We start from the raw sequence: 17,371 nt of genomic DNA, 5'->3' as shown, positions 1-17,371 counted from the left end.
CGCGGCTTCAAAGACGGTGAGCATTAGCCAATAGGGCCGGCAGCGGCGCGTATTTGCGCGGCTGTTTTTGCGGCAAGGCTTAGGAAAGCTTAGTCTTTATTGGATGGATCATTTTCATCATATTGATAGATGCCTGCCCGGTAGCGCTGTGTTGCATCGGCTTTCCCTTCATCCTGCTTGCAGCGTTCGAGCGCTTCGGCCAGCAGCGCCTTGGAAAGCTCTTCCCACAACTCTGAGGTTTTCATTCTTAAATGATCAACGGACTGCGCGGTTAATTCATTCGCAAAAATGGCCTGCTCTAAAAAGCGGTTATTCTGTTCGGTTAAATTATGGATGCCGGCTGCCAGATGGTCGGCCATATTTTCAGCAAAAATCTGCTTTGTTGTATCCTGTTCCGGCGCCGGGGTAAAGCTTTCCTGATGCAGGATCACTGTTCCATCAGACTCACTGACCAGGCCAATGCGCTTGAGTTCCGATAAAATAGAGCGGGGGTGCTTTTCTGTTGAGATCTGCTTAACCAAATACTCAAAACTGTTTTCTTCGCCGGCAATGGCTAAAATATTGGGCAAAGCTTTATGCACCCATAGCGCAATGACGCGCGCCGGCACACTGATGGGCAGCGTGTCGGTATAGGCTTGGATCAGCCGGTGGTCTCCGCCGTTTTCCGAACGCAGCGCGCTGACATCGCGCCGGTTTAAGCCTGAAAGCAGGCTGATGGATGAATCGGTTTTTTTCTGATTTAAATGTTCAAGCTCTTTAAGCGCCTCATTGTAAAACAATGAGCGCAAAGCCATTGAAAACTCTGCATAGCCAATGCCGGATTTTACCAGCCAATGCACAAGTTCACTCATAACCTTGAGCGTATACTCTAAAGTCGATCCAGCGTTCTGCGGCAAAGAAGTAGATCGCTGCTGCTGATCTAAATTTGAACTATGGATTAAATTCTTTTTCATATACTGCTATATATTTGAAATATAATTAAAGATAAATCGGCCTTGAATAATAGCAAACTCATTGCATGCAATAAAATATTTTTTGTTGGTTTTATTATTCCAATCGTTATTAAATTAACGGGGAAACTGTTTATATTATTTAAACGTACTATTATGAAAATAGCAAAAATCCCTATTTTATTCGCTGTTTTTCCCTGTTTATCTTTATAGGATGGAGATCAGGTTGTACGCATAAGGTTTGCTCTTCATCTGGCTTTTATGCATGTTAATGCTTTTGAACCTGCGCCTAATATACACAATAATTTTGTTTTGTACACTCTGTTCTGATAGCCGTATTCTTGCTATTTCTATTAAAAATAAATGCCTTAGATTTAATTTTTCTAGCTTTGTATGACAAAAACTATACAGTAAGGCCAAGTTGCGGAGGTTCAAAGGAAAGCCAAGCGCAGGTGGAGTCGGTTCAGTGCAGGTGCTTCAACCTGCAGGATGGGAAGCAGAACAGTGCATGGTATCGGCCTGATTTTCATCTATCCAATCATGCGGGATTTTAATAACACTTGCGAAGGCAATTAAAAAAACTACAGGAAGCCTAATATCTGTGGATGCTGATATATTATCAGCAGGCGCTGTCGCCTGAAACTAAATGCAGTTTATTTTTGCGAGCTGCTGTTCAGAATAATAACGCTAAAATTTCTTATGAATACTTGGGGGTAAGTATTTAAAATTTAAAAGCTATTTGATAAATGATTTTCATATTTCTGATGGAAATTAAGAGTATGTGACGCGGTTTGGCGGCTGTTAAGCGCATGGACTGAAGAGGGAGTAAAGGCTGCGGCTCCAGCAGGAATGAATTGAAAAATACAGCGCATAATTGATCTGGAAGTATATAAAAGGAGTGGTTTGAGAGAAAAATAGCGCAATGAATTAAGAGAGTGCAAGCTTTATAGCACTGTACAGCAAGCTGTTTCAGTATTCGGCGCATATTTTTCTCAGCTATTCAGGCTGTTTTATGCGCGGGTCTTTTCATTCAAATAGCGGTGTTTTTTAGCTTAAACTTCATTCAATTTCAGAATAATAAGACGCCGGATATTCCGCATAAAAAGATTATTTGATAAAATGTTTAAAATGAACATTTTAATTTTTTATCTTATTTCTTGACTTCAGGCAGTAAGAATCCGCATTCAGGTGAGATCAATGTGTGATAGCCGTTTTTATGCTTTTATGTTTTGCATATTGTTTTTAACCGGATGCGGGGAAAATTTTTCTGTTGGCGGGGTAAGTTTGGGCGGTTCCGGCACAGGGGTAGGCTTTCCTGATGTTAATCCTTCACCTGGCGACCCCAAAGATGCCGTAGTTGACCCGTATGGATTCAAATTCTATCTGAAAAGTTCAATGCCGCAGATACAGGCTTTTCCGGCAGACCTGGACTGTTCAGGCATACGCCGCAGCATTCAGCTGGAAAATCTGGAAACAGGCAAGCTGGCTGCTGAAGGGGATGAGGTTGATTTATCGGAAACTTCCGCAGCAAAACCGAACAATATGGTAGTACAGGTTACGGTGCAGAATTTAACGGATAAGCCTATTTTTGAGCATATCCCGGCATGTGCAGCGCCGGTCAAGCTGCTTGATCAGGATGGCAATGCGGTCAGCCAGGGCGCAAATTTCAGCTGTTCAAATGGTGAAAGCCTGCAAGCCTATGCAGCCGGAGAATGCAGGGTTTTCCGCTATGAGTTCAGCTTGCCACAAAAGGTTTCGGCCTGGTCCCTAAATTACAATACCCGCTATACAGACACCAATAATATTGAGCTGAATCAATGTCCATCTTTGTCATTCAATATGAATGTTGAAACGAAGAAAGACGATGGCGTGTTTACTGGAGGCATTGGCCTGATTATTCCGGGCATGCCTGTTGAGGATAGCCAGCCTTGCGGGGCGGCTGAGCCGCCATTAACACCGCCTTAAATAGATATCGATTTATTCGCGGAAGGCCTCTGAAAAGAGGCCTTTTTTTCGCCTGAGTTTTTTTAGATGCAGGATTGTTGAAGGAAAAGCGTCTTTTAAAAGCAAAATAAAGAAATATTTTGTTACATACTAAAATGTGCAAATTGAACATTTGATTGTTAATTAATGTTCAATTTGCACATTTTTTTAGCCATAATAAAAATAACAAATCACGCTCTTTATTGCTAAAGAGAAATGCATCACTAAAAAGGTATGGAAATGAATAAGATTTATAAGATCGTTTGGAATGCTTCTCTTGGGGCGTGGGTGGCGGTTTCTGAAATTGCAAAAGGTAAAACAAAAGCGAACAGCGGTACTATCGGCAATGCTGCAAGCAGCGAAAAAATTGAAATAGCAGCAAAAGAAGCATTTAATTACAAAGCCTTATCCTTAGCGGTACTGACTGTACTTGCACCGTCTTTTGCATTTGCTGCTATTGGCACCAATTCAATAGATACGCCAAATTGTTCATCAGGGGCAACACGCAGCAGCGGGGATATTGCTGTTGGGTGCGGAACTGATTCCAGCGGAACAAATTCTATTGCAATTGGCGGAAATGCGACTACTAAAGTGAATGCAGGCAATACTCAGGGAGGCCAGAGTATTGCAATAGGCTACGATGCCCAAACTAAAGGCGATCAATCTGTCGGTTTAGGCGCAAATATCAGGGCAGCCGGCAACTCATCTATTGCGATTGGCGGAGATGATTTAAACAAAGTAGCCGGAACCAATAATAATACCGCTGCTGCCGTGACCTATAAGAACTTAACAGGCGATAATTTAATCCGGACGTATGACAATTTAACAGGCCCTAACAACCAATATTATGGAACGACAACGGGGGATGGCGCTGTTGCTATTGGCGTTCAAGCCTCCGCATTAGGCAATCTATCTACATCATTTGGCACACGTACACAAGCCAATGGCGTAGCTTCAACGGCATTAGGGGTTGGTGCGACATCAGATAAAGATGGCAGTGTAGCTTTAGGCGCCGGCAGTAAAACAGACGGTGCTGCAACAAAAGTGCAAAACGCTACTGTGAATGGTGTGGGCTTTACAGGCTTTGTGGGTGCCAGTGGCTTTGCGGGTACAGCGTCTGATGCGGGCCGTCAAGTATCGGTCGGCAACATTGGCAATGAGCGCCAAATTAAAAACGTTGCGCCAGGAGCGATTTCAGCAACTTCGACAGACGCGATTAACGGCAGCCAGATTTATGCTGTAACAAATACCCTAATAGGCCAAATGCAAACAAACAAAGCTGCTTCACCTGTGGTTTACACAGATGCTTTCGGCAATAAATTGACTAAGGCAAATGATAACAATTGGTATGCTTCTGCTTCTGTCGATGCTGACGGGGATAAAATAGGCACGCCGACTGCCGTTGCTGCAGCCAATGTCATTACTTCGATACAAAATGCAAATGGCTCAACGACGGCTGCGGCTAAATTGACTAATGTTGCGGATGGCACAATTGCCGCCAACTCAAAAGATGCGGTGAATGGCGGACAGCTAAAAACGGTCAGTGATGCGCAAGGCAAGACAGACAATTATGCGGTTAAGTACGATGATAATGCAGGCGTGCCGAACAAAGACAGCGTGACCTTAGCAGGTACAGCATCCGGCAGCGTGAAAGATCCGGCAACAGGCAAGATCACCACCAGCGGCGGCACCAGCCTGAACAATGTGGCCAGCGCAGGCGATTACACCGATATTGCTAACGCAAGCAAAGGCGTAAACGCAGGCGACTTGAACAATGCGGTCATTGATGCCAAAACAGCAGTGACCAACACAGGCATCAAGTTCGGCAATGGTACAACAGCCAACCAATACAAATTGGGTGACACGATCAATGTCAAAGCTTCAGCAGACGGCAGCATCACCAGTACAGCGACGGCAGATGGAGTACAGCTTGGCTTAGGCAATACGGTTAAAGTCGGCAGTGGTGCAACACAGATCACGGTTGATGGCAGCACAGGAAAAATTGGTGGATTAAGCAATAAGACATGGAATGCAGCAAGCATCACCAGCGGTCAAGCAGCGACAGAAGACCAATTGAAACTTGTCAGTGATGCACAAACTGCAACAGACAGTACAGCAGTGAAGTACGACAGTGCAGCGACGAAAGACAAAGTGACTTTAGGCGGCGGAGCAGCGGGTACGACGATCACCAATGTCAAGGCGGGTGCAGTCAACGCAAGTTCAAGCGATGCCATCAACGGCGGCCAGCTGCATGCAGTATCGAACAGCATTAAAAATGCAATCGGCGGCAATACCAGCATAAATGCAGTGACTGGAGCCATCACCACCACTAACATTGGCGGCACCGGTGCGAACACGATTGATGGTGCAATCAACAGTGTAAGCAATACAGCGAAAGCAGCTAAGACCGAAGTTAAAGAAGGCGGCAATATTAAAGTCACTTCAGCCGTTGGTGCAGATGGTCAAAGCATTTACACCGTAGCAACAGCGAAAGATGTAAGTTTCGATAAAGTCACTGTGGGCGGTGTTGTACTGAATAAAGCCAACAATGACATTACTGGTTTAAGCAATAAGAACTTATCGGCAGCAGACTTTGCTACACAGGGCCGCGCAGCGACAGAAGAACAGCTGAAAATGGTCAGCGATGCGCAAGGTAAGACAGACAATTATGCAGTTAAGTACGATGACAACTCCGGTGCGCCGAACAAAGATAAAGTGACCTTAGCGGGTACAGCATCCAGCAGCGTGAAGGATCCGGCAACAGGTAAAATTAGCACTATTGGCGGCACCAGCCTGAACAATGTAGCCAGTGCAGGCGACTACACCGATATTGCTAATGCAGGCAAAGGCGTAAACGCAGGCGACTTGAACAATGCGGTCATTGATGCCAAAACAGCAGTGACCAACACAGGCATCAAGTTCGGCAATGGTACAACAGCCAACCAGTTCAAGCTGGGTGATACGATCAATGTCAAAGCTTCAGCAGACGGCAGCATCACCAGTACAGCGACGGCAGACGGCGTACAGCTTGGCTTAGGCAATACGGTTAAAGTCGGCAGTGGTGCAACACAGATCACGGTTGATGGCAGCACAGGAAAAATTGGTGGATTAAGCAATAAGACATGGAATGCAGCAAGCATCACCAGCGGTCAAGCAGCGACAGAAGACCAATTGAAACTTGTCAGTGATGCACAAACTGCAACAGACAGTACAGCAGTGAAGTACGACAGTGCAGCGACGAAAGACAAAGTGACTTTAGGCGGCGGAGCAGCGGGTACGACGATCACCAATGTCAAGGCGGGTGCAGTCAACGCAAGTTCAAGCGATGCCATCAACGGCGGCCAGCTGCATGCAGTATCGAACAGCATTAAAAATGCAATCGGCGGCAATACCAGCATAAATGCAGTGACTGGAGCCATCACCACCACTAACATTGGCGGCACCGGTGCGAACACGATTGATGGTGCAATCAACAGTGTAAGCAATACAGCGAAAGCAGCTAAGACCGAAGTTAAAGAAGGCGGCAATATTAAAGTCACTTCAGCCGTTGGTGCAGATGGTCAAAGCATTTACACCGTAGCAACAGCGAAAGATGTAAGTTTCGATAAAGTCACTGTGGGCGGTGTTGTACTGAATAAAGCCAACAATGACATTACTGGTTTAAGCAATAAGAACTTATCGGCAGCAGACTTTGCTACACAGGGCCGCGCAGCGACAGAAGAACAGCTGAAAATGGTCAGCGATGCGCAAGGTAAGACAGACAATTATGCAGTTAAGTACGATGACAACTCCGGTGCGCCGAACAAAGATAAAGTGACCTTAGCGGGTACAGCATCCAGCAGCGTGAAGGATCCGGCAACAGGTAAAATTAGCACTATTGGCGGCACCAGCCTGAACAATGTAGCCAGTGCAGGCGACTACACCGATATTGCTAATGCAGGCAAAGGCGTAAACGCAGGCGACTTGAACAATGCGGTCATTGATGCCAAAACAGCAGTGACCAACACAGGCATCAAGTTCGGCAATGGTACAACTGCCAGCCAGTTCAAGCTGGGTGACACGATCAATGTCAAAGCATCAGCAGACGGCAGCATCACCAGTACAGCGACAGCAGATGGCGTGCAGCTAGGCTTAGGCAATACGGTTAAAGTCGGCAGCGGCGCCACACAGATCACGGTTGATGGCGCATCAGGCAAGATAGGCGGTTTAAGCAACAAGACATGGAATGCATCAAGCATCACCAGCGGGCAAGCAGCGACAGAAGACCAATTGAAACTTGTAAGTGATGCACAAACTGCAACAGACAGTGCAGCAGTGAAGTACGACAGCGCAGCGACGAAAGACAAAGTGACTTTAGGCGGCGGAGCAGCAGGTACGACGATCACCAATGTCAAGGCGGGCGAAGTCAATGCAGACTCAAGCGATGCCATTAACGGCAGCCAGCTTCATGCAGTATCGAACAGCATTAAAAATGCAATCGGCGGCAATACCAGCATAAATGCAGTGACTGGAGCCATCACCACCAACAACATCGGCGGCACCGGCGCGAATACCATTGACGGCGCGATTACAGCTGTTAAAACAGCGGCGGACAAAGGAATCAGCTTTGGAGGCAGTACTGGCGCAGCGAATAAGTTTGCTCTGGGCGATACAATTAAAGTTGAAGGCGACAGCAATATCGCCAGCACGACAACAGCAGCAGGCGTACAGCTTGGCCTGAGTGACAGCATCAGTGTTAAAGATGCGGTCAATGTCGGCAGCGGCGTCACGAAAATTAAAATTGATGGCGCAAGCAATACCATCGGCGGTTTAAGCAACAAGGCATGGAATGCGTCCAGCATCACCAGCGGCCAGGCGGCGACCGAAGACCAGCTGAAGTCAGTCAGCGATGCGCAAGGCAAGACAGACAATTATGCAGTTAAGTACGATGACAATTCCGGTGTGCCGAACAAAGACAGTGTGACCTTTGCAGGTACAGCATCCGGCAGCGTGAAAGATCCTGTGACGGGCAAGATCGCTACCACCGGCGGCACCAGCCTGAACAATGTAGCCAGCGCAGGCGATTACACCGATATTGCTAATGCAGGCAAAGGCGTAAACGCAGGCGACTTGAACAATGCGGTCATTGATGCCAAAACAGCAGTGACCAACACAGGCATCAAATTCGGCAATGGTACAACTGCCAGCCAGTTCAAGCTGGGCGACACGATTAATGTCAAAGCTTCAGCAGACGGCAGCATCACCAGTACAACAACGGCAGATGGCGTACAGCTTGGCTTAGGCAACAGTATTACTGTAGGCAGCGGTGCGGGTTCTAATCCTGTAACGATCAATGGCACTGCAGGCAAGATCGGCGGCTTAAGCAACAAGGCGTGGAATGCGGCCAGCATCACCAGCGGTCAAGCAGCGACAGAAGACCAGCTGAAGTCAGTCAGTGATGCGCAGGATAAAACGGATGAGTTTGCAGTCAAATATGACAAGAATGCGGACGGTTCAGTCAATAAGGGCAAAGTAACCTTAGGAGGCGCCGGCGGTACGACGCTTACGAACATCAAGGCGGGCGAAGTCAATGCAGACTCAAGCGATGCCATCAACGGCGGCCAGCTTCATGCAGTATCGAACAGCATTAAAAATGCAATTGGCGGCAATACCAGCATAAATCCAGTGACTGGAGCCATCACCACCAGCAACATCGGCGGCACCGGCGCGAACACGATTGACGGCGCGATTACAGCTGTTAAAACAGCGGCGGACAAAGGAATCCGCTTTGGAGGCAGTACTGGCGCAGCGAATAAGTTTGCCCTGGGCGATACGATTAAAGTTGAAGGCGACAGCAATATCGCCAGCACGACAACAGCAGCAGGCGTACAGCTTGGCCTGAGTGACAGCATCAGTGTTAAAGATGCGGTCAATGTCGGCAGCGGCGTCACGAAAATTAAAATTGATGGCGCAAGCAATACCATCGGCGGTTTAAGCAACAAGGCATGGAATGCGGCCAGCATCACCAGCGGTCAAGCAGCGACAGAAGACCAGCTGAAATCAGTCAGCGATGCGCAAAAAGCCACGGACGATGCGGCGGTGAAGTATGATAGCGCAGCAACGAAAGACAAAGTGACTTTAGGCGGCGGAGCTGCGGGCACGACGATCACCAATCTGAAAGCAGGCGCAGTCAACGCAAGTTCCAGCGATGCCATCAACGGCGGCCAGCTTCATGCAGTATCGAACAGCATTAAAAATGCAATCGGCGGCAATACCAGCATAAATGCAGTGACTGGAGCCATCACCACCACCAACATTGGCGGCACCGGTGCGAACACGATTGATGGTGCAATCAACAGTGTAAGCAATACAGCGAAAGCAGCTAAGACCGAAGTTAAAGAAGGCGGCAATATTAAAGTCACTTCAGCCGTTGGTACAGATGGTCAAAGCATTTACACCGTAGCAACAGCGAAAGATGTAAGTTTCGATAAAGTCACTGTAGGCGGTGTTGTACTGAACAAAGCCAACAATGACATTACCGGTTTAAGCAATAAGAACTTATTGGCGGCAGATTTTGCTACACAGGGCCGCGCAGCGACTGAAGAACAGCTGAAAACGGTCAGTGATGCGCAAGGCAAGACGGACAGCTATGCGGTTAAGTACGATGACAATTCCGGTGTGCCGAACAAAGACAGTGTGACCTTTGCAGGTACAGCATCCGGCAGCGTGAAAGATCCTGTGACGGGCAAGATCGCTACCAGCGGCGGCACCAGCCTGAACAATGTGGCCAGCGCAGGCGATTACACCGATATTGCGAATGCAGGCAAAGGCGTCAACGCAGGCGACTTAAACAATGCAGTGATTGATGCCAAAACAGCAGTGACCAACACAGGCATCAAATTCGGCAATGGTACAACTGCCAGCCAGTTCAAGCTGGGCGACACGATCAATGTCAAAGCCTCAGCAGACGGCAGCATCACCAGTACAACAACGGCAGATGGCGTACAGCTTGGCCTGGGCAACAGCATTACTGTAGGCAGCGGTGCGGGTTCTAATCCTGTAACGATCAATGGCACTGCAGGCAAGATCGGCGGCTTAAGCAACAAGGCATGGAATGCGGCCAGCATCACCAGCGGCCAGGCAGCGACAGAAGACCAATTGAAACTTGTAAGTGATGCACAAACCGCAACAGACAGTGCAGCAGTGAAATACGACAGCGCAGCCACAAAAGACAAAGTGACTTTAGGCGGCGGAGCAGCAGGTACCACGATCACCAATGTGAAAGCAGGTGCAGTCAACGCAAGTTCAAGCGATGCTATTAATGGCAGTCAGCTTTATACCGTATCGAACAGCATTAAAAATGCAATTGGCGGTAGTACGACTATAAATGCAGTGACTGGCGCTATTACCACGACCAACATTGGCGGCACCGGTGCGAACACGATTGATGGTGCAATCAACAGTGTAAGCAACACAGCGAAAGCAGCTAAGACTGAGGTTAAAGAAGGCGACAATATTAAAGTCACTTCAACCGTTGGTACAGATGGTCAAAGCATTTACACCGTAGCAACCGCGAAAGATGTAAGTTTCGATAAAGTCACTGTAGGTGGTGTTGTACTGAACAAAGCCAACAATGACATTACTGGTTTAAGCAATAAGAACTTATCTGCAGCAGACTTTGCTACACAAGGTCGTGCAGCGACTGAAGAACAATTGAAGCAAGTGATTTCTAGCAACATTACCGAAGTTGTCGATGCTAGTGGCAATAAAGTCAATATTATTGATCAGGTTGTAAATACGAAGCTTGATAATACCAATCAAGATTCATTGTTCTTAACTTATAACAAGCAAGGACAGGAAACTACCGATCGTTTGACGATTGGTCAAACTGTTCAGAAGATGAATACAGAAGGTACGAAATTCTTCCATACCAATGCGGACACGTCTAAAGGTGATTTAGGCACAACCAATGATTCAAGTGCAAGTGGTCTAAATTCTACTGCAATAGGCGTTAATGCCATTGTTGCTGCGGGCGCAGATAGCTCAGTTGCTCTAGGTCATAATGCTAAAGTTCAAGGTATACAATCAATTGCAATTGGTAATGGTGCTGAAGCATTAGGTACACAATCAATCAGTATTGGTACAGGGAATAAAGTTAAAGGCAATCATTCTGGTGCAATTGGTGATCCAACCATTGTTAATGGTAGTAACAGTTATTCTGTGGGTAACAATAACCAAGTGCTTACAGATGATACTTTTGTACTTGGAAATAATGTGACTAAAACGGTTGCTGGTTCTGTTGTATTAGGCACAGGTTCTGCTGCCACAACGGGTGCAGGCGTTACAGGTTATGCGTTATCTACTGCAACAAATGCAGATAAGGCAGCAATCAATAAAACAACCTCAACGACTGGCGCTGTTGCAGTTGGTGATGCAGCAAGCGGTATTTATCGTCAGATTACGGGTGTTGCAGCAGGTACTCAAGATGCTGATGCTGTAAACGTTGCGCAATTGAAAGCGGTTGGTAATCAAGTTGTTACGACCCAGAATTCACTTGTGAAGAGTTTGGGTGGTAATGCGGCTGTCAATGCGAATGGAACAATTACTGGGCCTACCTATAATGTTGCGAAAAGTACTCAAACGAATGTTGGTGATGCTTTAGATGCATTAGACAAAGCCATTACATCTACGGCTATAACCTCTAAAACAACAGTGACGAAAGGTCAAAATATTGTTGTGAACAAGAGCAAAAATCTAGATGGTTCAGATAATTATGAAATAGCAACTGCGCAAGATTTAATGGTTGATTCTGTTAAAGCGGGCAACACTGTTCTCAATAATGCGGGTATTACGATTGGCAATAATGCTGTTGTGTTGAATAACACTGGATTGATTATTGCTGGTGGGCCAAGCATCACAACTCAAGGTATTAATGCTGGCAATAAGCAAATTACCAATGTTGCAGCAGGTACAAACGCAACCGATGCTGTGAATAAAGGGCAATTAGACTCAGCAATTAAAAATGTAGCGAATGATGTCACTCAGCTTTCTAACAATGCGGTGAAATATGACACTGCATCTAAAGATAAAATCACATTAGGCGGCGCGAATGGCACCACAATTGCGAATGTCAAAGATGGTGCTGTTGCTCAAGGTTCGAAAGATGCTGTAAATGGCGGCCAATTGTGGAATGTTCAGCAGCAAGTGAACAAAAACACAAATGACATCCAAGGCATTCAAACCAGCATTAGCAATATCAACAATGGCAAGTCTGGCTTAGTGCAGCAGCAAACGCCAAATGGCGACATTACTGTTGGCAAAGATTCGGGCGGTACGATACTCAATGTATCTGGCACTCAGGGTGACCGTATTGTTACAGGCGTTAAAGATGGGGCAATTAATGCAGTATCTAAAGATGCGGTAAACGGCTCACAGCTGAACACAGCCAATCAGAAAGTGGCTGAATACCTTGGCGGCGGCGCGAAGTTTGAAAATGGCGGCTGGGTTGCGCCAAGCTATACCGTAGGCCATGGCAGTACGGCGCAAAGCTATGCTGACGTTGGCGGTGCAGTCGATGCCTTGAACAAAGCGGATCAGGCCCTAGGAAACCGCATTACCAATCTGGGTGACCGTTTAGAGCAAGCCTTTACTGAAACTAATCAGCGTATTGATGGTATTGAGAAGAAAGCCAATGCCGGCATTGCTGCTGCTATGGCGCTTGAAAATGCTCCATTTATTGCAGGCAAATATACCTATGCTGTGGGCGCAGCCTACCATGGCGGTGAAAACGCAATTGGCGTAACTTTCCGTAAAACAGCAGATAACGGACGCTGGTCATTAACCGGCGGTGTTGCGGCGGCATCGCAAGGCGATCCAAGCGTGCGCATCGGCATCAGCGGTGTAATTGACTAAGGCCCTAAGGACTGGAGAAAAACAGGCACAGTTTTTCTCCATACTGCAAAAAAATTAAGAGTAATCAATATGAAAAAAGTTATTGCAATCGCGCTTTCAGCGGCGCTTTACAGTCTTGCGCTGCCATCTTATGCAGCAGCGCCAGAAGCGGCTGAGCAGGAAGAGATTTATTTTCCGGCAATCGAAAAAAGCTACCTGAAGCAAGTCAAGCGCTATGAATACGCCACCGCTGCGCGTTTAGGGGAAGGCTTAAGCAAAGATCAAATCCGCCACCTGCTCGGTAATCCTCAGTTCAGTGAAGGCATATTTGCAGTTAAAACATGGAATTATGTTTTAGATATCCGTGTTCCGAATACACAAGACTACACGCGCTGCCAATTGCGCATCGATTTTAATAAAAATCTTGCTGAGCGCCTGTCCTGGAAAGGCGAAGCGTGTGAAAGCATGATGCTGCGCAGCATTTACGGGCAGCAATCCTCTGACGCTCTGCCGGTGTTGTCAGCTGCGGGTTCGGCTAATATTCTGTTTGCATTTGACCGTTATGATGCCGGCGCAATCCAGCAGGGCCTGCAATCGGCGGCCGTAATTGCCCGGAAAATTAAGGATTCCGGTTCAAATCGTGCTGTGATTGTTTCAGGCTTTGCTGACCGCATTGGCAATACGGTCTATAACCAGAGATTATCGGCGCAGCGCGCAAATACAGTCGCGGATCTGCTGGTGCTGTATGGTGTTGAAGCCAGCCGTATTCAAATCAATGCGAATGGCTCAACAGAGCAGTATAAATACTGTGAAGGCAAATATTCGAATGCGCTGGTCGCATGTCTGGCGCCAAACCGCCGCGTCAATATGAGCTGGTAATGATTTTCTCTTTTAAACCAAAGTCAGTTGTGAGATAGACCTTCAGCAAGAGGGAAAAGAAAGCGCTTTTCCCTCTTGCTGGCTAATTCAAGGGAGAAGAGAGTGAAATAATTTACACGAGCCTTAATAAATATCGAAAGCATTGATTATAAAAATGGAAGTTTTTCCTATTATTTAAACAGCAGAATTATAAAAAGTGATGCTAGGCGCTGCATTGTTTATGCTATGGGGAAGCTATTTGAAGATGCAAATTCATATTCTGATGATGAACAATACTCAGATGCCATAAACAGCTTTAAAAATCTCAGCCGGCTGCATTTGACATATAAAGATTGCATAACTGAAAGACTATGCTGACTGGCTAAAGCGTTTCTTTTTATTTTAAATAAAGAGCTCCGAAGATGCCGCTGCATGTCGTTACCCTGAACCCGATGAGTTCAAGGTGGACGCGACGCATACTTGCCGGGTTTCCCATACGAAGATGGGCATACACTCTAAATATGCAGAACGCAATCCGTAAGTTTAAGTATCGGCAGGGGAATAGACCCGCTGGCGAACACCTCAGAGTAAGCCCAGTATAACCAATAAAGCCCAATTGGCAAATCATCTGAAGTTCAGGAACGGCAAACTTTCACTTGATTGATGGAACTTTACGCAAAAATCCAGCTTATCCGGCCAGGCCTTCGGCTTCCTCTAAAATCGCCTGCAGCAGGCGCTCGCAATGCTCATATTCCTGCAGGCTTTTATTCATGCTCAGCACTTCCTGCATCAGCTCCAGCGCGACCATAATAATCAGCTTGCTTGGCTCCATGCGAGGCGCTTTGCGGCGGAATTCATCATATTTGCCATTTAAAAGCTCCGCAGCCCGCTCCAGTTCAGCCTGCTTATCTGCGGTGGTTGCTAAGCGGAAGCTGTGGCCCAAAACGCGCAAATCTACGGCTATTTGTTCGCTCATGCTCATGCTTCCTCATTGGCTTCGGTTGGGTGGGCTAACTGCTGAATTTCCTGCGCATGCTGATCCTGCGCCGTGCCTAAAACGGCTAAACGCTGAATAATCGCTTCAACTTTGGCTTTGGCATGCTCATTTTTCTGCAGCAGGCGCTCGCGTTCCTGCTGCAGCGCTTGAATTTCCTGCTGCGCATGGCGCTGCTCATTCTGCATTTTTTCTTTGACCACGCGCAGCTCATTGCGCTCCGCCAGAATTTCCTGAAAGCGGTTCTTCAGGTCGGTGCAGCTCTTTTCCAGCCGGCTGTAGCGGTCAGCCAGCGAGGTGGCGTCATGGTTCAAATGCTGAAACTGCGCGCGCGATTCAGTCAGCTGCTCTGTCAGCGTTTCAATTTCTTCTTGCTTTTTTGTGATGATGCCGTTTTTATGCACAATTTGCGCATGATGCTGTTCATTTGCAGAATCCTGATCTTCTGCAAGCGAAGCGTTTTTACTTTCATAATGCGCAAGTTTCGTTTTTAAAACGCTGAGATGCGCTTGCAGACGCTGTAATTCTTCTAACATATCGAGGTCGCACAGTATGGCAAACAAAGGTAATATATAAGAAGTATAGAGATTGGATAAGCGAATGCAAGACGATATTTCAGGTTGGACCGAATGGCACCGCAATTTTCGTGAAATTGAGGAAATTTCCAGCCCCAGCGAGCTGCACGGCCTGCTGACCGGCATTGTGTGCGTGACACAGGTGCCGACCCGCGAAGAGTGGCAGCAGATTTTAGCCACGCTTGAAGTCACCGAAATCAGTGAAGAAGCCATCGCCATTTTAGCTGATGAAACCGAAGACATTGCGCATGCCCTGTCTGAAGATGAACTCGACTATTTGCCCCTGCTTCCGGATGATGAGCACAGCTTGGCTGAGCGCGTGCAGGCGCTGGCAGACTGGTGCGCCGGCGTAGTTCTGGGCTTTGGCTTGGCTTCCGGGCATCTGCGCGCTGAAGAGCAGGAGCTGATTGAGCATCTGCAGGATGTAGCATCGGTTGAATTTGAAGAAGCTGACGATGATGACGAAGGCGAAGAAAGCTATCAGGAACTGTACGAATTTGTGCGCCTGATTCCGGTCAGCCTGTCGATGGGGCGCAAGAAAATTGAAGTTGCCGAAAGCCCGCTTTTGCAGCTGTTTTCCGCAAAAAAATCCGGCGAAGCGAATAATGTTGTAGAAATGTTTACGCCGCACCGCCCAAGCTGATTTTGGGCGCAGCCATTCCACTTTTAACATGCATTCAAGAGCGATAAGAAGTATTCAGATGAAGAAATTAACCCAAGCTGACTTTCAGGAACGCCGCGCTGTTTTAGCCGGAGAAATGGGGCTGCGCAGCATTGCCGTTATCGCCACCAGCCAGGTGGCCATGCGCAACCGCGACGCAGACTACAAATTCCGGGCGGACAGCAGTTTCTTCTATCTGACCGGCTTTGCAGAGCCTGAAGCGGTTGCGGTGATTGAAACCTTTGATACGGCAGAAGAGGGCTACAGCTACAGCCTGTTCTGCCGCGAACGCAACCGTGAAATGGAAATCTGGAATGGCTACCGCGCCGGCATTGACGGCGCGGTTGACGATTATGATGCAGACGAAGCCTATGCCATTGATCTGCTGGATGAAGAAATTCTTGGCAAGCTGCAGAACAAAGACAAGCTGTTCTACCGCATTGGCCAGCAGGCCGATTTTGACGCCCGCGCCGCAAAATGGATTGCGGCGGCCAATGGCGAATCGCGCCGCGGCACGTCTGCGCCTGCGCAGGTAATTCAGCTGGACCGCATTGTGGATGAAATGCGCCTGCATAAATCTGAGCAGGAGCTTGAGCTGATGCAGATTGCATCGGATATTTCGGCAGAAGCGCATACCCGCGCTATGCAGGCGGTCAAGCCGGGCATGATGGAATACGCGCTGGAAGCTGAGCTGAATTACATCTTCGGCAAGAACGGCTGTGTGCCGTCTTATAACAGCATTGTCGGCGGCGGTGAAAACGCCTGCATTCTGCATTATGTGGAAAATGACCAGGAACTGAAAGACGGCGATTTGGTGCTGATTGACGCCGCCTGCGAATATCAGCTGTATGCCTCTGACATTACCCGGACTTTTCCGGTAAACGGAAAATTCAGCCCGGAGCAGAAAGCGCTGTACGAAGTGATTCTGAAAGCCCAGCTGGCTGCGATTGATGCAGTGCGTGTCGGCAATTCCTATAAAGAGCCGCACAATGCCGCGGTGCGCATTATGGTGCAGGGCCTGCTGGATTTGGGCATTATGCAGGGCGATATTGAGCAGATCATTGCATCTGAAAGCTACCGCCAGTTCTATATGCACGGCACAGGCCACTGGCTGGGCATGGATGTGCATGATGTCGGCTCCTACAAGCAAGGCGATGACTGGCGCGCGTATGAAGCGGGCATGGTGGTCACGGTAGAACCGGGGCTGTATATTGCGCCGGATGATGAAACTGTAGATGCAAAATGGCGCGGCATCGGCATCCGCATTGAAGATGATGTGGCTGTAACTCAAGATGGCCCGCGTGTATTAACGGCAGCTGTGGTGAAGTCGGTTGATGAGATTGAAGCCTTGATGGCGAAAGCGCAAGCTGTTTAAGCTGAGTTTTGATAAAAGCCGATCGAAAGATCTGATGCTGATCAGTTAAGCGTCATTTCATTATTACGAATTGATAAATCTCCCCTAACCCCTCTTTAAAAAAGA

At 47.6% G+C, this 17,371-nt stretch carries 7 protein-coding genes, 1 other RNA gene and 1 pseudogene; 5 read left to right on the top strand and 4 right to left on the bottom strand.

What is annotated here, in order from left to right; genetic code table 11:
- Positions 1-89: 89 nt before the first annotated feature.
- The gene (locus tag BEN74_RS06325; RefSeq protein ID WP_068908754.1) at positions 90-953 is read right to left on the bottom strand and encodes a DUF6502 family protein; all 864 of its coding nucleotides are present in this window, start codon (positions 951-953) and stop codon (positions 90-92) included.
- A 1,392-nt stretch (positions 954-2,345) separates the two neighbouring features.
- On the opposite strand from BEN74_RS06325, the gene BEN74_RS06320 reads away from it, so the two are divergent.
- The 3 genes and pseudogenes from BEN74_RS06320 to tpgA all read left to right on the top strand — a co-directional run bounded on the left by BEN74_RS06320 (position 2,346) and on the right by tpgA (position 13,682).
- Complete coding sequence (locus BEN74_RS06320; RefSeq protein ID WP_162898151.1) at positions 2,346-2,915, top strand: hypothetical protein; 570 nt, start codon at positions 2,346-2,348, stop codon at positions 2,913-2,915.
- A gap of 312 nt (positions 2,916-3,227) precedes the next feature.
- Positions 3,228-12,824, top strand: a pseudogene (locus BEN74_RS19860) (YadA-like family protein); the annotation flags it as partial.
- Between the two features lie 69 nt (positions 12,825-12,893).
- Entirely contained in the window at positions 12,894-13,682 is a 789-nt protein-coding gene (gene tpgA / locus BEN74_RS06310; protein WP_068910970.1) for a trimeric autotransporter adhesin/peptidogylcan-associated protein TpgA, read from the top strand.
- A 388-nt stretch (positions 13,683-14,070) separates the two neighbouring features.
- Here the strand turns inward: tpgA and ssrS are convergent.
- From ssrS to BEN74_RS06295, 3 genes are all read right to left on the bottom strand, one after another.
- Positions 14,071-14,253: non-coding RNA, 6S RNA (gene ssrS, locus BEN74_RS06305), on the bottom strand.
- A 96-nt stretch (positions 14,254-14,349) separates the two neighbouring features.
- The gene (locus BEN74_RS06300; RefSeq protein ID WP_068910973.1) at positions 14,350-14,637 is read right to left on the bottom strand and encodes a cell division protein ZapA; all 288 of its coding nucleotides are present in this window, start codon (positions 14,635-14,637) and stop codon (positions 14,350-14,352) included.
- A 2-nt stretch (positions 14,638-14,639) separates the two neighbouring features.
- Complete coding sequence (locus tag BEN74_RS06295; protein ID WP_068910969.1) at positions 14,640-15,191, bottom strand: hypothetical protein; 552 nt, start codon at positions 15,189-15,191, stop codon at positions 14,640-14,642.
- A gap of 64 nt (positions 15,192-15,255) precedes the next feature.
- On the opposite strand from BEN74_RS06295, the gene BEN74_RS06290 reads away from it, so the two are divergent.
- Together BEN74_RS06290 and pepP are read left to right on the top strand one after the other, a co-directional pair.
- Positions 15,256-15,873 carry a UPF0149 family protein gene (locus tag BEN74_RS06290; RefSeq protein WP_068910968.1) on the top strand — a complete coding sequence of 206 codons (618 nt, stop codon included), beginning with the start codon at positions 15,256-15,258 and terminating at the stop codon, positions 15,871-15,873.
- Between the two features lie 58 nt (positions 15,874-15,931).
- Positions 15,932-17,266 (top strand): Xaa-Pro aminopeptidase, encoded by a 1,335-nt coding sequence (gene pepP, locus BEN74_RS06285; RefSeq protein ID WP_068910967.1) that lies wholly within the window; start codon positions 15,932-15,934, stop codon positions 17,264-17,266.
- Positions 17,267-17,371: the final 105 nt, after the last annotated feature.

The organism is Acinetobacter sp. WCHAc010034 (assembly GCF_001696615.3).
GTDB lineage: Bacteria > Pseudomonadota > Gammaproteobacteria > Pseudomonadales > Moraxellaceae > Acinetobacter.
The sequence above is the reverse complement of the archived record's forward strand: the minus strand, read 5'-3'. Positions and strand labels throughout refer to the sequence as shown.

Bases quoted from the DNA above. Each gene is read 5' to 3' on its own strand.
- BEN74_RS06320 (WP_162898151.1), top strand. From the start codon at position 2,346: ATGCCGCAGATACAGGCTTTTCCGGCAGACCTGGACTGTTCAGGCATA.
- tpgA (WP_068910970.1), top strand. From the start codon at position 12,894: ATGAAAAAAGTTATTGCAATCGCGCTTTCAGCGGCGCTTTACAGTCTT.
- BEN74_RS06295 (WP_068910969.1), bottom strand. From the start codon at position 15,191: ATGTTAGAAGAATTACAGCGTCTGCAAGCGCATCTCAGCGTTTTAAAA.
- BEN74_RS06290 (WP_068910968.1), top strand. From the start codon at position 15,256: ATGCAAGACGATATTTCAGGTTGGACCGAATGGCACCGCAATTTTCGT.
- BEN74_RS06325 (WP_068908754.1), bottom strand. From the start codon at position 953: ATGAAAAAGAATTTAATCCATAGTTCAAATTTAGATCAGCAGCAGCGA.
- BEN74_RS06300 (WP_068910973.1), bottom strand. From the start codon at position 14,637: ATGAGCGAACAAATAGCCGTAGATTTGCGCGTTTTGGGCCACAGCTTC.
- pepP (WP_068910967.1), top strand. From the start codon at position 15,932: ATGAAGAAATTAACCCAAGCTGACTTTCAGGAACGCCGCGCTGTTTTA.